The sequence below is a fragment of the Pararobbsia silviterrae genome (assembly GCF_003628125.1).
Classification (GTDB): Bacteria; Pseudomonadota; Gammaproteobacteria; order Burkholderiales; family Burkholderiaceae; genus Pararobbsia; species Pararobbsia silviterrae.
In genome coordinates this window covers 21,930-36,378 of the sequence record NZ_RBZU01000019.1, presented here as the reverse complement: position 1 = coordinate 36,378, position 14,449 = coordinate 21,930, and the positions used below count along the sequence as shown (strand labels likewise).

General features: G+C 61.1%; 21 protein-coding genes. 5 read left to right on the top strand and 16 right to left on the bottom strand.

Annotation, left to right across the window (positions count from 1 at the left end):
• Positions 1 to 39 precede the first annotated feature (39 nt).
• From D7S86_RS27095 to D7S86_RS27080, 4 genes are all read left to right on the top strand, one after another.
• Positions 40 to 366, top strand: a complete 327-nt coding sequence (locus tag D7S86_RS27095) for a hypothetical protein (protein WP_240648426.1) — start codon at positions 40 to 42, stop codon at positions 364 to 366.
• Positions 367 to 398: 32 nt separating this feature from the next.
• On the top strand, positions 399 to 701 hold the full coding sequence (locus D7S86_RS27090) for a DUF7673 family protein (protein WP_121091247.1): 303 nt from the start codon (positions 399 to 401) through the stop codon (positions 699 to 701).
• 122 nt (positions 702 to 823) lie between these two features.
• On the top strand, positions 824 to 1,126 hold the full coding sequence (locus tag D7S86_RS27085) for a type II toxin-antitoxin system HigB family toxin (RefSeq protein WP_121091246.1): 303 nt from the start codon (positions 824 to 826) through the stop codon (positions 1,124 to 1,126).
• Between the two features lie 3 nt (positions 1,127 to 1,129).
• Positions 1,130 to 1,495 carry a helix-turn-helix domain-containing protein gene (locus tag D7S86_RS27080; protein WP_121091245.1) on the top strand — a complete coding sequence of 122 codons (366 nt, stop codon included), beginning with the start codon at positions 1,130 to 1,132 and terminating at the stop codon, positions 1,493 to 1,495.
• A gap of 288 nt (positions 1,496 to 1,783) precedes the next feature.
• Here D7S86_RS27080 and D7S86_RS27070 read toward each other — a convergent pair whose 3' ends face one another.
• The 14 genes from D7S86_RS27070 to D7S86_RS27005 all read right to left on the bottom strand — a co-directional run bounded on the left by D7S86_RS27070 (position 1,784) and on the right by D7S86_RS27005 (position 11,154).
• Positions 1,784 to 2,023 carry a hypothetical protein gene (locus D7S86_RS27070; protein ID WP_121091243.1) on the bottom strand — a complete coding sequence of 80 codons (240 nt, stop codon included), beginning with the start codon at positions 2,021 to 2,023 and terminating at the stop codon, positions 1,784 to 1,786.
• A gap of 129 nt (positions 2,024 to 2,152) precedes the next feature.
• Positions 2,153 to 2,476 carry a hypothetical protein gene (locus D7S86_RS27065; RefSeq protein ID WP_121091242.1) on the bottom strand — a complete coding sequence of 108 codons (324 nt, stop codon included), beginning with the start codon at positions 2,474 to 2,476 and terminating at the stop codon, positions 2,153 to 2,155.
• The gene (locus tag D7S86_RS27060; protein WP_121091241.1) at positions 2,445 to 2,963 is read right to left on the bottom strand and encodes a hypothetical protein; all 519 of its coding nucleotides are present in this window, start codon (positions 2,961 to 2,963) and stop codon (positions 2,445 to 2,447) included. Before D7S86_RS27060 ends, D7S86_RS27065 begins: the two co-directional genes overlap by 32 nt.
• Complete coding sequence (locus D7S86_RS27055) at positions 2,960 to 3,331, bottom strand: 6TM ABC transporter family protein (RefSeq protein WP_147432505.1); 372 nt, start codon at positions 3,329 to 3,331, stop codon at positions 2,960 to 2,962. The genes D7S86_RS27060 and D7S86_RS27055 overlap by 4 nt, the downstream gene beginning before the upstream one ends.
• A gap of 20 nt (positions 3,332 to 3,351) precedes the next feature.
• Positions 3,352 to 3,921, bottom strand: a complete 570-nt coding sequence (locus D7S86_RS27050; RefSeq protein ID WP_121091239.1) for a lysozyme — start codon at positions 3,919 to 3,921, stop codon at positions 3,352 to 3,354.
• Entirely contained in the window at positions 3,918 to 4,229 is a 312-nt protein-coding gene (locus D7S86_RS27045) for a hypothetical protein (protein WP_147432504.1), read from the bottom strand. The genes D7S86_RS27050 and D7S86_RS27045 overlap by 4 nt, the downstream gene beginning before the upstream one ends.
• Before the next feature lie 122 nt (positions 4,230 to 4,351).
• Entirely contained in the window at positions 4,352 to 4,789 is a 438-nt protein-coding gene (locus D7S86_RS27040) for a hypothetical protein (protein WP_121091237.1), read from the bottom strand.
• Complete coding sequence (locus tag D7S86_RS27035) at positions 4,786 to 5,304, bottom strand: DUF4376 domain-containing protein (protein ID WP_158602104.1); 519 nt, start codon at positions 5,302 to 5,304, stop codon at positions 4,786 to 4,788. Before D7S86_RS27035 ends, D7S86_RS27040 begins: the two co-directional genes overlap by 4 nt.
• Before the next feature lie 45 nt (positions 5,305 to 5,349).
• The gene (locus D7S86_RS30020; protein WP_205962899.1) at positions 5,350 to 6,561 is read right to left on the bottom strand and encodes a gp53-like domain-containing protein; all 1,212 of its coding nucleotides are present in this window, start codon (positions 6,559 to 6,561) and stop codon (positions 5,350 to 5,352) included.
• Positions 6,562 to 6,572: 11 nt separating this feature from the next.
• Entirely contained in the window at positions 6,573 to 7,025 is a 453-nt protein-coding gene (locus D7S86_RS27025) for a hypothetical protein (protein WP_147432503.1), read from the bottom strand.
• A 40-nt stretch (positions 7,026 to 7,065) separates the two neighbouring features.
• Positions 7,066 to 8,172: a hypothetical protein gene (locus D7S86_RS27020; RefSeq protein WP_121091234.1), complete on the bottom strand. Its 1,107-nt coding sequence runs from the start codon at positions 8,170 to 8,172 to the stop codon at positions 7,066 to 7,068.
• Entirely contained in the window at positions 8,169 to 9,260 is a 1,092-nt protein-coding gene (locus D7S86_RS27015) for a baseplate J/gp47 family protein (RefSeq protein ID WP_158602103.1), read from the bottom strand. The genes D7S86_RS27020 and D7S86_RS27015 overlap by 4 nt, the downstream gene beginning before the upstream one ends.
• A 119-nt stretch (positions 9,261 to 9,379) precedes the next feature.
• On the bottom strand, positions 9,380 to 10,003 hold the full coding sequence (locus D7S86_RS27010; RefSeq protein ID WP_121091232.1) for a GPW/gp25 family protein: 624 nt from the start codon (positions 10,001 to 10,003) through the stop codon (positions 9,380 to 9,382).
• Positions 10,000 to 11,154 carry a hypothetical protein gene (locus tag D7S86_RS27005; RefSeq protein WP_121091231.1) on the bottom strand — a complete coding sequence of 385 codons (1,155 nt, stop codon included), beginning with the start codon at positions 11,152 to 11,154 and terminating at the stop codon, positions 10,000 to 10,002. The genes D7S86_RS27010 and D7S86_RS27005 overlap by 4 nt, the downstream gene beginning before the upstream one ends.
• Before the next feature lie 228 nt (positions 11,155 to 11,382).
• Here D7S86_RS27005 and D7S86_RS27000 point away from each other — a divergent pair, with 228 nt between their 5' ends.
• Complete coding sequence (locus D7S86_RS27000; RefSeq protein WP_158602102.1) at positions 11,383 to 12,057, top strand: SPOR domain-containing protein; 675 nt, start codon at positions 11,383 to 11,385, stop codon at positions 12,055 to 12,057.
• A gap of 29 nt (positions 12,058 to 12,086) precedes the next feature.
• Here the strand turns inward: D7S86_RS27000 and D7S86_RS26995 are convergent, their stop codons facing one another.
• Positions 12,087 to 13,022, bottom strand: a complete 936-nt coding sequence (locus D7S86_RS26995; protein ID WP_147432502.1) for a hypothetical protein — start codon at positions 13,020 to 13,022, stop codon at positions 12,087 to 12,089.
• Positions 13,022 to 14,263, bottom strand: coding sequence for a hypothetical protein (locus tag D7S86_RS26990; protein WP_147432501.1), 1,242 nt, complete (start codon positions 14,261 to 14,263; stop codon positions 13,022 to 13,024). Before D7S86_RS26990 ends, D7S86_RS26995 begins: the two co-directional genes overlap by 1 nt.
• Between the last annotated feature and the right edge of the window lie 186 nt (positions 14,264 to 14,449).

Here is a 14,449-nt window from a genome sequence, read left to right as displayed (position 1 = left end):
GCCGCGCGCATACACCAACACAAGTAACGGAGAGATCGCGTGGAACTCAAGCAATATTCGTTCGAAGAAGTGAAACACATGTCGTTCGAAGAGCTTGGTGCAATAAAAGATCCGATGGATCTCGGAAGCACAGGTTTCGTGGCCCCAATCCTTGTTCGCTACGTTGTACGTACCGATCAACTCCAGGCGCGGTACGCTGGAGCATCCCTTCCCACGCTTCTCAGGGCGATCAACGTGGCCGCGGCACACGCTCATTTCCCGCCTGAAATCGGTCAGCTAGCACCGCGTGCAGTGCGTAGCGCTATTGTCGACAGATACTTGGACGGTATTGCCGCAATGGTTCGAGAAAATCTCAACGCCCATTGAGATTTACTTTCGAAGGAATAGGGGGATCAACGATGCGTTCCGAACACTTGCAACCAGCGGAGAAGGCGGCGCTCGAGCGGCTGATATCGCGAGCACAAGGCAATACAGGCCAAAGTCGCAGCGTCGCTGACTTTTTGCTCGCGTGGTGGAATTCCGCGGAGTGCGGCAAATACGATTTGACGACCGCGTGGGGTGTTGATGACGACATCGTCGATGACATGTGCGTGGTGTTTCGACTCGCCTCGCGCTCGCACAGCTACCCGGACACGCTGGGCTATGGATCTCAGTTCGAGGCGATCGTGCGTGAATGGCGCCCCGAGTTGATCAGAGGCTGACTGCCGGATCAGATTCTGTCTGAGCAACAAATTGCATTATGTAAAGTAATGCTGGAGCCATGTTGGAGCGGCTCCCCAACGAATTTGTTTGACAAGTCCCAGGATGGGACTATAGTGAGGCTATGCGAATCGTAGCCAAAAGAACCCTGACCGCTTTCATAGCCAACAATCAAGACGCCGCTCCGGCGCTGATGGCGTGGTATGAGGAAGCTTCCCGGGCAAGATGGACGAAGCCGCAGGACGTCAAAGACCAATATCGGAATGCCAGCTTCGTTGGCAACAACCGAGTTGTCTTCAATATTAAGGGTAACGATTATCGATTGGTCGTTGCCATCGCTTATCGCGTCGGCATTGTGTACGTCAAATTCATCGGCACTCACGCTGAATATGATGCGATCGACGCCGCGACTGTTGAACCGGAGTAAAAGATGGAAATCCGCCCTCTTCATAGCGAAGTAGACTACGAGGCCACTCTCGTACGTGTGTCCGCGCTCGTCGATATGGATCCCGAAGTTGGCACGCCCGACGGCGACGAGCTCGAAATCCTCTCTATTCTCGTCGAGCGGTATGAGGCCGAGCACTTCCCGATGGAACGTCCCGATCCAATTGAGGCGATTCGATTCCGGATGGAGCAAGCAGGCCTCGGTGTACAAGACATGGCCGAATATATCGGGCCCAAGCATCGTGTGTACGAGATTCTGAACGGCCGCCGACACCTAACGCTTCCGATGATCCGACGCTTGCATCAAGGACTGAATATTCCCGCGAGCGTATTGATTGGCGAGGCGGTTTAACACGCGTACAGCGCTCGCTGCGTTTTTCTCGAAAACTGAAATATCAGGGGAGATGTAAATGCCGGACGCTGCCACTCAACCGTTTATTGTCGGACGCTCCGTGCGCCATAAGACCACGGCGCAGGTTTGGAAAATCTTGGAAATCGAGCACGACACTCTGAAATGCCAGAAGAAAGTGAAGGGTCGCCTCAGGGAAGCGACATTTCGATTCGATGAGGTCGATCACTACTCGTCAGCGGGTCGCGACCGCGGAACGGCTGGACGCTCCATAACGCTCAAGGGCTAACTTCAGAATTTTCCGTCCACGGTCTCGCGCACGTAGACGCCCCTTCCCTCGGATTCCGACCAGTCGATTCGATAGAGGCGGAACCGCGCGAAATAGTCGGTCTTGGGCTGCGTGATGCCCATACGCTCGCAGTACACACGAGTGCGGCTCAGCGCCGCAAATTCTGCGTCTGCCAGGTCCTTACCGCCGTCGTACTGCATGATCGCAGCGCGTTCGAGGAAGAATTCAAGCGCGTCGTCCATATCGTTCCACCCCTGCATGTGCAGGCCAGAGGATACGGCAGCGCGGCGCGCACACGCACATTTTCGGCGCGCAGGTCAAACAAAAATGCCCCGCAAATTGCGGGGCATTTCGGCCGGCTTCCGGTCGGGCTACGGTATTGCCGCTGGCGCCGATGCCGCGACCGGGATCGCCGCGCATTTCGATACGATCGGCTCGAGCACGGCCTCGTAGTCGCGGCGCTGCACGTGGTCGCGCCATAGCTGGTCAACGACCTGAGCACCGCTCCCTGCGAGCAGGTCTTGATCGGACAGGAGAGCCGGCTTGTCCGGCACCTTGTCGACGCATGCGACCGGCGTCGGAACGTCCACCGTTTGGACCTTCACGTCGAGCACTGGTGCCGGCGCGATCGCGGGCCCGGATGCACACGCGGCGAGCGCCGCGCTACAGAGCAGCGCGCAGAGCAGCGATTTCATTTTCGCAACCTCCATTCTTCGAACTCGGATCATTGATACGCGCGGTCAGCCGCGCGATCGTCGCGCGATCGGACGTCTGAGCAGCCAGCGCCGCTGCGACGGCCGCTGCGGCATCTTGCTTGGCCTGCGCCCCTTGGGCCGCGATCGCCTTGACGGTAGCCGTCTGCAGGGCCGCCGTCGACGACAGCTTCAGGTTGTCGGCGCCGAGCGTCGCGTTCTCGCCGAGCACGATCTGGTAGTTCCCGTTGAGCTTCGAGTAAGCGAGCTGCTCGGCCGCGAGCGCGGCCTTCGTGTGTTCGAGCAACGCGTACAGGACCAGAATCACGCCGAGCACGACGACCGCGACGATGGCGCCGAGAATGGCTTTCCAGTTCGCGATCAGAGCGGTAGGCCCGATCCAACTGAGCAGGCCCGCCACGAGGCTAAAAACGAGCGCAGCGCCGCCGCCCGAGAACCACACCCAATGCGCAATCAAAAACGAAATCACTTCTCACCTCCCTCTGCTGGTTTGTCAGGCACCGATGGCCCCTCGCCCTGAGCGCGCTTCGCGAGAGCGAAGCCGATCGCGGGCATCAGCGTCGCGCAGCCCGCGGCGAACGCCCCGAATGAGGTCGCCAGCGCCGTCGAGTACGCGCCGACATCGAGCGCGTGATGCGTCAACTGCCGCACGCCCCACGCGACGATCACGCCGAAGCCGCCCATGCCACCGATAGCGAAGCTCGCGCCGAAGCACAGAGCCAATACGCGAATCAGGTCATACGACTCGCCGTCTGCTTCCGTGAGAATGTGGCGCATGAAGGTGCGCACAAACTCGAACTGAGGCATCCGGCAATGCGACCGAATGAGCCCCCACATACCCTTCCTCCCTCTATCACTTAGGTCGTCGCCGTCGTCGCTTGGACCAGTCCTGACAGGAACAGCGCAGCTTCCGCCCCGCGCCGCTTCACAAGGCCAGCGAGAACGACGCCGCCGGCCAGATTCCATCGCGCGAATTGCGCGGCCGCGCCCTCGAAGTCGCCCGCGTCGAGCAGCTTCAACAGCGTTGATGTGTCGAAATTCCCGGTCCCGACGTTGTATGCAAAGTCGCAAAGCGCGACGAACTCCGGCTTCGTCAGCGCGACCGTGACGTGCGCGCGCACATTTGCCTGCACGGCGCTCATGTCGGCCAGCAACGCGGCATCCGCTTGCGGCTGAGTCCACACGAGGCCCTGATGCACTTCGGGTCCGGTGTGCCCATATCCGATCGTCCACGGCGCGCCGATCAGCCCGAGCGCGAGCACTGACGCGGGGATCGCGACGCCGCGAAGCGTCTGTGCCCACAGGCCGAGCGCGACAAGCTTCTGCGCGAGCGCCGAGGCGGGGTCCGGGTACGCGGTGAGATAGCAGGCCTCAGCGCTTTTCGTGAGCGAGAGGTCGTCCGCGGTGAGTACGAGGTCGTCGTTCATTTGCCGGCGGCCACTGTGTCGACGCGGCGGTGAATTTCGGAGAGCGCGCGCCGCGTCTCCTCCATGTTGGTATTCACCGCCGCAATGAGGCGATCGATTGTCTGATTCAGCGCGCCGATCGACTCAGTGAGTTCCTTAGACGTGACGTAGTTTTCGGCGCAATACACCCGGTGCTCGGCGAGCCCATCGTTAGCCTTGCGTGCGTCAGCGCGTACGGACATGAACAGAAACCACAAGACGGTCGAGAAGGCCATAAGCACCAACACGAGAACCGCCCAGATGGCCTGAATAACTGGCAGCAAATCCATGTTCATTTTTGATGTTTGCGATGATTGATCGATGCCCGTTGTGAGGCCACGCGATCAGTCTGTCGTCACGACAAAAACGAAAAGGCCGCGCGAAGGCGGCCCCGGTTCCTGCTGCATTTTCCTTACGCCCGAGCTGCTCGCGCGCTGTACGTGATCACGTCGAACATCGCGTTCGGGTCGTAACGCCACGCACCCGGGAAGCCGATCGCCTCAAGCGCTGCTTCGCTGCACCAGTATTTCCCGCGCGCGTCGCCGGTCGCGGGGCGCAGCACGAAGCCGAGGAGCCCGACGTAGTCATACGGCGCGCCGACTCGCTTCTCGAACCACGCGCGCGCGGCATCGATATTGCCGGGACCGTCGATGATGTCCCACTCGTCGAGCGGCAACGTCTGATGCGTCGCGATTCGCACGCCGATACCGGGGACAGACGACGCGATGGTGTACGTTCCGCGCGGCCCCTCGCCGAGAATAACCTCGACGTGCGAGTACGGGCCGCGCATCCACCAGCTGATGAGCTTGTCGAGTAGCGATGAATTGCCTTTGTAGAAGGCGAATTTCATGACCAGGTGATTGCTTGCACCGTGGCGACAGTCGTCGCAGCATCGATCTGCGACTTCAGGGTCTGGCGTTTTTGAAACGCTTCCCAACCTTGCGCGAGCGTCGCTTGGTAGAGCCCCGTCAGATCGGCGAGCGTGAACGGTACCTGCGTATTGTCGGCCGCGACCCAATAGAACCCAGCCGGCGTCGCACCGGCGATCGTATAGCCCTGAGTTGCCGATACGAGGAGCGTCTGGCTGTCGCTGTCGGCCTCGAATGTCTCCGTTACGCCGGCCGCCGTGGTGAACGAAACGTTCTGCTGGATCGCATCCGCATAGGCGGCGTCGATGACCAGCTTCTGCGTGGTTTGCGCCGTGGCGAGCAGCTGGGCCGCGGTCGGGGTCACCGAGACGAGCACACCGCTGACAACCTTGAAGCCGGTCGTGTTTTGGATCGCAGCCGACCACTGCGCATCCGTAATTTCGATCACATTCGTACCGGTCGGAACCGGACTGTCTTCGCTGTCGTAGAACCCCACGATGGCGCCGGTCGAATCGTAGGCGGCGTATTTCTGTCCCATTGCTTAGTATCCGATAACAAGAACGTAGCCAGCACCCGACGCGTTCTGGCTCGCGACGTAAATCTGCGTGAGTGAGGTCCCGTACTTCTGGCTATAAACCGGGCTGTTCGTAGAGACCGAACTCGCGATGATCGCCAAGATGGCGGTTGGAAAGGCGATAGGTAGCGTCGCCAGCTGCAAGGTCAACGATGCCGATGCGGTGAAGTAGAGCCACTGCATGATGAGACCGCTCGGCAGCTTCTGATAGCCAGGCAACGCGATTGAAGCCGTGAACGAAGCGAGCGCCGCATAATTGTTCGCCACGAATGCCGTCGTCGCGAGCTGCGTATTGCTCGTCCCGTAAACGGCGGTTGGCGCGGTCGGCGTACCGGTGAATGCGGGCGACGCGAGGGGCGCGAAGCCCGTCGTCACACCCGTGATCGCCGCCGTCACGAATGCCGTTGTCGCAAGCTGAGTCGTGTTCGTGCCAGCCGTCGCAGTCGGCGCGGCCGGCGTGCCGGTGAAGGTTGGCGAAGCGAGCGGTGCGAGCCCACTCGTTGCCGTGCTCACCGCGCTTGTGACAAACGCCGTGGTGGCGATCTGGGTTGTGTTCGTGCCGGCGGCCGCCGTCGGCGCCGTCGGCGTTCCGGTCAAGACCAGGCTGGGGAAGTCGGTAACCTGCGTGTAGACGTTGGTGCCGTCCGACCACAGATTCTGCGAGTACCCTTGCGTGACCGCGATGCCCGTGCCTGCGGCCGTCTTGACAGTGAGCGTGTACGCGCCCGTCGTCTTATTGAGGACGGTCCACTTCCCTTGCCCCGGCACGATGACCGCGATGTTCGCTGTCAGCGCTCCAGTCAGATTCAGCACGCCGTTACCAGCCTGCACCGCCGAAAGCGTGACGTTCGCGCCGCCCGCGACCGGCACGGAAATCTCGCCGCTGACCGTGTTTTGCACGAAGGCCGTCGTCGCGAGCTTCGTCGAGTTGTCTCCGAGCGCCGGAGTCGGAGCGGCCGGCGACCCGGTGAAGGTCGGCGAGTTGATCGGAGCAACCGTGGGCGGGATAACCGTTCCGCCGAGCAGGCTGTTCACTTGCGTATAGAGCCACGCCGTCCGATTGGCGAGGTTCAGCAGCGGCGCGTTCGCGAGCCCTCCCACGCCACCTTGAACAGGATCTGAGACTTCGAGCTGATATACGCCAGCATCGTATTCCGCGACTTCCGGTTGATTTGCCATTTATCGCGGCCTCAGAACGAAATGACCCACGTCCCGGAGAGAGACAGGTCGCTGTTGAAGTTGAGAGGCAATGCGCGCGTGCGGCGTGCGTATAGAACGCCGCCGGCAGTCAGCAAACCGAATTCGGAGATCGAGAGCCCAAACGCGTTGACGTCGGCAGAACCAAGCGAGAACGGAAAGCTGACCTCGTTGGTAGCCGGATAGGTCGGCGTGCCTAGGCTGTTCATGTACGCGCCCGTCAGCGCGGCATTCGCGAATACCTCGGCCGTCGCGTTGGTTCCGAAGCCAATCTGCGTCAGGCTTCGATTTGCGACGTCGCCGCCAAGAAGGTGCGCATGCGTGGCTTGGGAACCGATGACGATCAGGTTGTGATCATCGAATTCCTCGATGAGCGCGCCCTTTCGAAACACCTTGTAGGAGAGGCGCCCGGTAGGCGGACGCGATTTTTCGCGGAAACGAAACACTTAGACCTCCGATCATTTGGAGGTCAGTCTCGTGTCACGACTATGCGAGATCTTCAGTGATCGCGAACCCGCCGAGGTGTTCGATCACGCCGTTGTAAGAGCGAAGCCCGCTATAGTCATAGTTGTAGGAGACCGTCATCGAAGCGGCGTCGGTTGGCGTCGTCAGTGTGTCCGAAAGCTGTGCAAGCCTCGTCGGCATCACCGACATGCTTTCGGTTGGGCTCGTCAGTGTGTCGGCGAATGGAACGCCGACGCCGAGCGTATGGAACGAGTCAGTCGGTGGCGTGAGCGTGTCGCTGAGCACCGATCCCGTCAGCGCGATCGAGCGCATGTGCGTGCCGGCGGCGCGAAGCGTATTGATGAGCGAGACAACCGTTGTCTGGAACGAGGTCAGGTCACCGCCGTTGATCAGATCGTAGGCGTATGAGACATCGAACAGACCATAGACGTTCGTCGATACTGCGTTGTAGTCGATCGAACCGTCGAAGTCGTGGTCCGAGTTGTACACGCTGCCCGTCACACCGCTTGTGACGACGTCGGTCACCGTTGCGGATTGCCCCGTGTACGTCTCGATCGCCATTTCGAGCGCGACGTTGTTGCTCGCCGGGCGCAACACAGTCGCGATGATTCGCGGACCATACACTGCGTCGAGCTCGCCCGTCGCGCGCGGCACGTTGTAATACGATCCGAGCAAATCCAGGAAGTCGCCGGCCGCCGTCGTGGTCGCCATCTGATCAGGCAGCGTATCGATCGCATCGTGCGCGGTTTGAAGCTCGCGCGCGTTCGCCTCCATCAGCGCATAGAGGACGTTGGTGTAGCCAGTCAGCGTGTTGGTGCCCGCTGACACCGCACCGCTGCCGTCGAGCAGAACGAGCGACGACAGATCGCGATAGTCGCTCGACAGCGCGCTCAAGTTGTACCCGGGCTCCGAGGCCAAGTACTGCACGAGCTGGAGCAGCGTATAAGCGGACAGATCGACGGTTAGCGCCGAAGCCTGTCCACCGGTCGGCGTGAGCGTCAGAACGTCATCTGCCACGACCCAAGCGAGGTCGCTGCCATCACAGGTGATCGTGAAGGCGTTGAACGGAAGCGGATCCTTTTTGAATTTCTTGTGGAGGAACCGAAGCAGCGTCTTCGTCAGCTTCACGATGTGGCCTCCGTCGTCGCAGCCTGCGTAAAGGACAACGTGCCGGCCATGAGCTTGACGCCGATGCCCCCCGTGACGTTCGCGGTCAGGCTCATGCTGGGAACATCGGTCACCCCGGTGATGCCCATGAGCAGCGCTTCCATTTTCGCGACGACGGCCGTCGCGTTGAATGGAAGCCCCAGCAGGTACGAGTCGATCGCCGTTGTCGCAGCAGCTTCCGCCGTAGCCCAATCGGTCAGATCGGTATCGATTTCAAGCTCTGCCGAGAAATTCAAGTCCTGTTCGGTTGCCGCATAGACGGTGGTGGGCACGCCGGCGGCCTTGTATCCGGCTACCTTCGTACCGTCGGTCTGGGTGTAGCCGTCGATGATCTTTTGCGCGGCCGCGACCAGCGCCGCGGACGTGCTCCCGACGCCGTTGAAGATGTAGAGGTTGACCAGCGCGATCGGCTGCGTGGCGTCACGCGTGTAGGGCTCATCGACGAGCGACAGGGCAACCGTCTCGATTGCGTTGCCATTCGAGTCCGTGACCTGGGCGGTCGATAGGCCGTACGACAGCGATGCGGTCGTGCCGCGCGGCAGCGTCGAGATGTAGTCGTTGAAGCGCTGCAGCGTTTGGTCGGCGGTTTCTGCATCGCGCCCGCTCGTGAACGGGGAAAGATTCGTCGCACTCACAAACCCCGTAATCGTTGGCGTGGTCGTGAACGACTGATTCGCTGCCAGATTGCCAGCGCTCCCGGTCGCGGAGCACGCCACCTGAACGTCGGCATACGTGTCGCCGGCGGCGATCGTCGTATCCGTGCTCGCGACATATACGGAGCTGGTCGAAGTCGTTGCGAACTGCGTTCCTGCCGAAATACGCTGGTCCGTCTGCTGCGCAGCGATCGTCGTCCGAATCAGCCCACTCGCGGCGATCGCGGCGAGCGCCGTGAAATTGAACGACTTATAGACCGACACAGGAATTGCAGCGGTCACCATGTTGAACGACTGCTGATACAACTCCTCGAGTTCGATCGCGGGCGCTTCGATAAGCGTGCGCGCGACCGCGCCGACGTTGTAATCGGTAACTACCGTTTGGGTCGCCTTCATGCGGTTGATCATGCTCGCACAAATGCTAACGAAATTTTTTAGCTGGAAGCTGGCCACTCGCTCACCTCTGGAATCTTCTTCCGGGTGAGCTTCGAATCACGACACATCGAGTGCGAGCGCTAAGCAGCCGCGGTAGTGGTCACGGTTTGGCCGTTGATGGCTTGGGCGACGGTCGAAACGGTGATCGAGTCGCCCGAGATCGATCCCGTCGATGACGTGACGGAATTGATGCGCGGGTCTGCCTCGACCGTCGTCTTCACGTCGTCGGCCGCTAGAAGCTCGGCGGCCGGCCCGGCGACCGCGCCAAGCAATTGCCGCACGATGCAGCCGTAGTCCGGGTGATAGATCAATTCCTTCTTTTCGACCCCTACTGCGTTCGTCAATGCCTGCTGCAGGTTGGCAACGCCCGATACCGTCGCGAAGTCGCCGGACGCAGTCACACCGAGCGTGCCGTCGGCGTTGAGCAGGCAATCGGTCCCGAAGACGTCCTCGGCCTCGGTGGTGGCAGCCGCGGCGGCGCTCGCCGGGATCGTGATGTAGTCGCGACCGTTGAGAAGGACTGTGTCGCTCGCGAGCGTCGAATCATCCGTCAGGTACGGCGGCTGCAGCGAGTTGATCGCGACCAGGTCACGCCACTTCGAGGCGTCGCCGAGCTCGCGCAGCGCGACGTCGCGCAGCGTGTCGCCGAAGTGCGAGCGGACGAACCGAAAGCCGGTAAGAGAGGTGTCGAAGCTGGTGGTCAAGATGTCACCGTAATGCCGGCCGTGGCCGTCGTCAGCAGAGAGGAAATCTGGGTCTTTGTCAGAGGAGACAGGACTGGATCGGCGAGAACGATTTGCTGGAGCGCGTTCGTTGCCGCCGCGCTGATCTGGACCGGTGGCGCAGCCGTCGTCCCGACGATGTCGTCGAACGGGTTCGTGCCATCAATCGTGTACGTGCTCGAGGGCGAGCCGCCCGCCGTCGACGAGCAATTCGATGCACCGTCGATCGACGAATAATCGGGATAGGTGTAACCGGAACTCGCCGTGTTGGAGAGCAAGCAATAGCAGTTCGTGAAAGCCCCACCGGTCGTCACGAGCGACGACATCGTGCTATTCGAAAGGCCGTCCGCCGTCGCCAGCGTCTGCATAATCTGCGCGCCGGTTTGGGCCACGAGCGTGGCGATGCTCAGTACCGAAGACACCACCGCGACGCCCGCTGCAACAGCCGACACGACGACGCCGATCACCGCGGCCGCCGTGCTCAACAGCGCCGTCACGGGACCAATGATGTCGTTTTCGACGAACGACACCGCGGTGGAAATCGCCGACGTAATCGTGCTGAGGGCGGATGCGATCGACGTGAGCCCCGCCGCGCTCAGCAGCCCAGAGAGCAATCCGGAGACGCCGCTGCTCGACGCAGGCGTGTACGTCGTTGGCGCGAGCGCGATCATCGAGATGTTGTATTGGATCAGCAGCGGACGCGACTTCGAGCGACGGATCGTGAATTGCGTCGGAATGACGCTTAGAACTGTGCTGTCGAGCGCGTCGACGAATTTCAGGACAACCAGATTGGGGTCCTGCCCGTTTTTTCGGGCGTCGTTCCGCTTCCGATAGAAGCTGTTCCACACCATCCCCTTGAGCGCGATATACAGGTCGATGCCGTCGGAGCCTTGCACGCCTCGCCACCCCGTCGTGCCCGAGATGTTCACCTGGGTCAGCCCGGTGCCCCAATCGTCGACCCAGGCGCCCCCGAACGTCTGCTGCACGACGGCGCGCGACGGCGCGCTTCGCGTAATTTCCTCCGGACGGATATTCAACGTGATCGACTGCGTCTGTGCGGACGAGCTATCCGAGCCGCCGCTCGAGCTTGCCGACGAGCCGGTTGTCGTACCGTCGATGAGAGCAAACAGCACGGGCCGATCGCCCGGCTTTTGGCTCGATGGCGGGCTCAGGTTGGACAGCGCGCCAGACAACGACGACAGCGTCGACGAGACTGACGAGACGGACGATGTGATCGAAGACAGGGAGGAGACCATGCCACGACTGTGGCGTCACGACGCGCGGGGGCCGCGGGAGGCATGCGCGCGCTAGGTGATAGACTCGTCCCGGAGTCCATTTGTCAGACCAACACACAAGCAAAAATGACGAATAAATCGACCAGATTGCTGCTCGCCGGATTGATACTCAGCGCCGTCAGCATGCCAAGCATCGCGGACAGCATTGTGATCGCCCACCAGGTGTCGAAGCTGACTGGAAACACGATTCAATTTAGCTACGCCCCCTGCTCGAATATGCCGGAGGATGGCTATGCAAACGTCCCCCGTGATCCGAAGGGATCGCTCGTCTTCGCGAAAAACCAGAAAGACGGAACGGTCAACATAGGGTGTGCTGTGGTTACCAAAGGGGAACACGTCAACACGTTTTCCGTGACCTGGGCGCACGAGGGCGAGCAAACGGAATTCACCTCGACCGATATGAAGCTCGGCGATGGGGAGCCAGCAGAGGAGCCTCAGAAGTCGGCGCCGAGCGAAGCGAGTATCCAGACGACGCCTCCGCAAGCTCTGGACGGCAAGCACATTTACGTGCAACTGGCGAAATACAAGAACCTCGCGCAGGCGAGCGCTTGGGCCGCGTATTTGAACGGATCACAGGGCCTCTCGACGTTCGTGTTGGAGCGTGACGGCGTCTATTTGCTGCGAATGGGACCGTTCGACGCGCGGTCCGAAGCCGAATCAGCCGTCAAGAAATATCGCGCCACCGGAATATCTGATACGGCATTGGCCAACGGCTATCCGTTGACCTCGAAAGCGCAGTAAGGGACGGCCGGGATAGTCCGGCCGTCCTATCACGCAATCGGCGGGCTCGTCGGCGAACCCGGGTTTTCGGACGTGTGCTCGTGGTTGATTTGCGAGATGTTCCCCGCCACCTGGTCGCCCGTGGACGTGATGCCGCCTGTCACCGAGACGTCCCCTGTCAGACTGATTGCCGCCCCTCCGCCGGATCCTGCCGAGCCGGTTGCGCCAGCCTGGAACGTCAGCGCGCCCTGAACCGTCAGCGTCCCCGTGCACGTGGTGGTGGGCGAGTCGATCGTCACAGACGGCGCTTTGAGCGTCGCGGCGCCCCCCGAGGTAATCGTTGTTGTGCCGGTGATTTCGGCATCGAGATCCCCGCCTGCAGAGATGTCGATATCTCCGCCCACCTTCGCCGTGAGATTGCCCGCGTTCACCAGCGACACATTGCCGGCCGGGTCAATTTCGAACGTGGCCACAACCGATCCCGCGTTTGCCACCGTCAGGTTCACATAGACGGCCGCGCTTGTGTTGCGCTCGATGGCCCACTGCTGGTCGAAGTCTTGCCCGGTCAGGTCCTCATGCGTCGGGGACGATGCGATGCGAAGGAACGTGCCGCTCGGGTGGTATTGCTCGATATCGCCCGAGTCGTTGATCGTGGAATAGACGTCGGAGCCATGCCGATCGACGCGAAAATTCTTACGATCGAAGGTCATCTGCGAGACCTGCGGGAACACGAATCCCAGGCAGATGGGAACCTGACCGATGTAGGAAATGACCGCACGCACGTAGCGCTCGAACGCGGAGGTCAGGACCCACCGCTGCTCGCCCGAGGGCCCCCCGACGTCGATGAGATCCTGCCGGCCGCTCGCGTCGCTCGCTTCGCCTCGCATGACTTGCACATTCGCCAAGCGCGCGCCATTGCGCAGCACGATATCGACCGATGTGCCCTGCGGATAGACCGCCACCACTGCACCAAGCTCGAGACTCATTATGGGTTGACCACGACGTTTTCAGCGTAATACGGGGACTGCATCTGATCGTTCTGCTTGATCCGGTCTGAAAACCCGGTGCCGCGCGCGAAGGAGATCGAAGTGAAGTAGTTTCCGAACGGGATGAATTCGTGATCGACGGCCTCGGCATAGTGGAGCGATCGCAGGTTCCCGTGCGTGTACGCGACATAGAGGCCAGCGCGGATTTGCTCGTTTCCTTTGACGCGCATCGAGCCGGACTCGAAGATCACGTTGTCTTTGTTCTGGGCATAGAGCTGCGCGCGGCGCGTATTGAGCCAGTCGATCCCGTAGCCGTTGTTCGAGTTGCGAGAAGCGCCGGCCGCCGTGCCGTTACCGTTATCCGTCTCGTCGAGGTGACCCTGGTTCGTGATCTCCTCGAGTTTCGACCATCCGTACAGCGCGGGGTTGACGTTGCCGTACGACGTCTCGGCCACGGGAGCGGTGGCCGACACTGAGGGCGCAACGGAGGCGAGCGCCTTCGTGGTGAAGTCGTAGTTCAGCGCGTATCGATGGGAATCAACCCAGAACACGTTCGCGACGTTCGCGTCGCTACGGCCGACGTCGTAGAACAGGACATCGGTGTCGTCGATTTCAATCACGCTCGGCGCCGAGGCGCCCGACACCGCGGCGCCTTGCATCAGCCAAACGCCAGAGACGATATCGAGTGCGGGGTTCGGCCGATAGACGAGGTATGGGCCGTCGGCTCGGTCCTCGATAAACAGCTCATTCCACGAGCCGACGTCGCAATTCTGTCGAAATAGTTGCAGCAGCGTGCCTTGCGTGAACGTGCCGAATCCGTACGGTGACACCACCCCGCCGCTCACCTGGATATCTGTCGACAAGGTCTTGACCGCGGCCACGTTTGGCGACGTCGAGATCATGGCCGACAAGTACGGGTTGATAACCTGATCGACAACGGCCTGCACGAAGGCACCCGCCTCTTTGACGTTGGCGAAGTCCCCAAATTTCGTGAAGAACGGGAACGAGGTAATCATCGCCATAGCATCGCCCGGCACGCTGGGCAGATAGAAGACCTGGTACCGCTGCAAAATCTTGCCGTAGTCGTGGCCACTGACGGAGACGATGCGCTTAGGCTTTCCCTCGTGCCCCATTGCTTGCGTGCGACGCACGCTGCTCACAAAGCCGCGCATCATGATCGGCAAATCGAGGCCGGCGTAGACGTACGCGTCGTGCGCCATGCGGATCTCGATGACGTCCATCGGTTCGATCACCGAATACAGCGTATCGAGAACGTCCTTGTCGATCTGGTCCGCGATCTGGAACGAGAATGCGCCGGCGTCCTCGTGCACCGACTTGCGCACACGCACCGGCAGCGAATCCGACAGGTACGGCGTGAGATCGACCACAGGCGATTGTCCGGCCCAGACCGATGACACAGGCGTCGT

Bases quoted from the DNA above. Each gene is read 5' to 3' on its own strand.
- D7S86_RS27090 (WP_121091247.1), top strand. From the start codon at position 399: ATGCGTTCCGAACACTTGCAACCAGCGGAGAAGGCGGCGCTCGAGCGG.
- D7S86_RS27085 (WP_121091246.1), top strand. From the start codon at position 824: ATGCGAATCGTAGCCAAAAGAACCCTGACCGCTTTCATAGCCAACAAT.
- D7S86_RS27080 (WP_121091245.1), top strand. From the start codon at position 1,130: ATGGAAATCCGCCCTCTTCATAGCGAAGTAGACTACGAGGCCACTCTC.
- D7S86_RS27070 (WP_121091243.1), bottom strand. From the start codon at position 2,023: ATGGACGACGCGCTTGAATTCTTCCTCGAACGCGCTGCGATCATGCAG.
- D7S86_RS27065 (WP_121091242.1), bottom strand. From the start codon at position 2,476: ATGAAATCGCTGCTCTGCGCGCTGCTCTGTAGCGCGGCGCTCGCCGCG.
- D7S86_RS27055 (WP_147432505.1), bottom strand. From the start codon at position 3,331: ATGTGGGGGCTCATTCGGTCGCATTGCCGGATGCCTCAGTTCGAGTTT.
- D7S86_RS27050 (WP_121091239.1), bottom strand. From the start codon at position 3,921: ATGAACGACGACCTCGTACTCACCGCGGACGACCTCTCGCTCACGAAA.
- D7S86_RS27045 (WP_147432504.1), bottom strand. From the start codon at position 4,229: ATGGATTTGCTGCCAGTTATTCAGGCCATCTGGGCGGTTCTCGTGTTG.
- D7S86_RS27040 (WP_121091237.1), bottom strand. From the start codon at position 4,789: ATGAAATTCGCCTTCTACAAAGGCAATTCATCGCTACTCGACAAGCTC.
- D7S86_RS30020 (WP_205962899.1), bottom strand. From the start codon at position 6,561: ATGGCAAATCAACCGGAAGTCGCGGAATACGATGCTGGCGTATATCAG.
- D7S86_RS27015 (WP_158602103.1), bottom strand. From the start codon at position 9,260: ATGAAGGCGACCCAAACGGTAGTTACCGATTACAACGTCGGCGCGGTC.
- D7S86_RS27000 (WP_158602102.1), top strand. From the start codon at position 11,383: ATGACGAATAAATCGACCAGATTGCTGCTCGCCGGATTGATACTCAGC.
- D7S86_RS26995 (WP_147432502.1), bottom strand. From the start codon at position 13,022: ATGAGTCTCGAGCTTGGTGCAGTGGTGGCGGTCTATCCGCAGGGCACA.
- D7S86_RS26990 (WP_147432501.1), bottom strand. From the start codon at position 14,263: ATGGACGTCATCGAGATCCGCATGGCGCACGACGCGTACGTCTACGCC.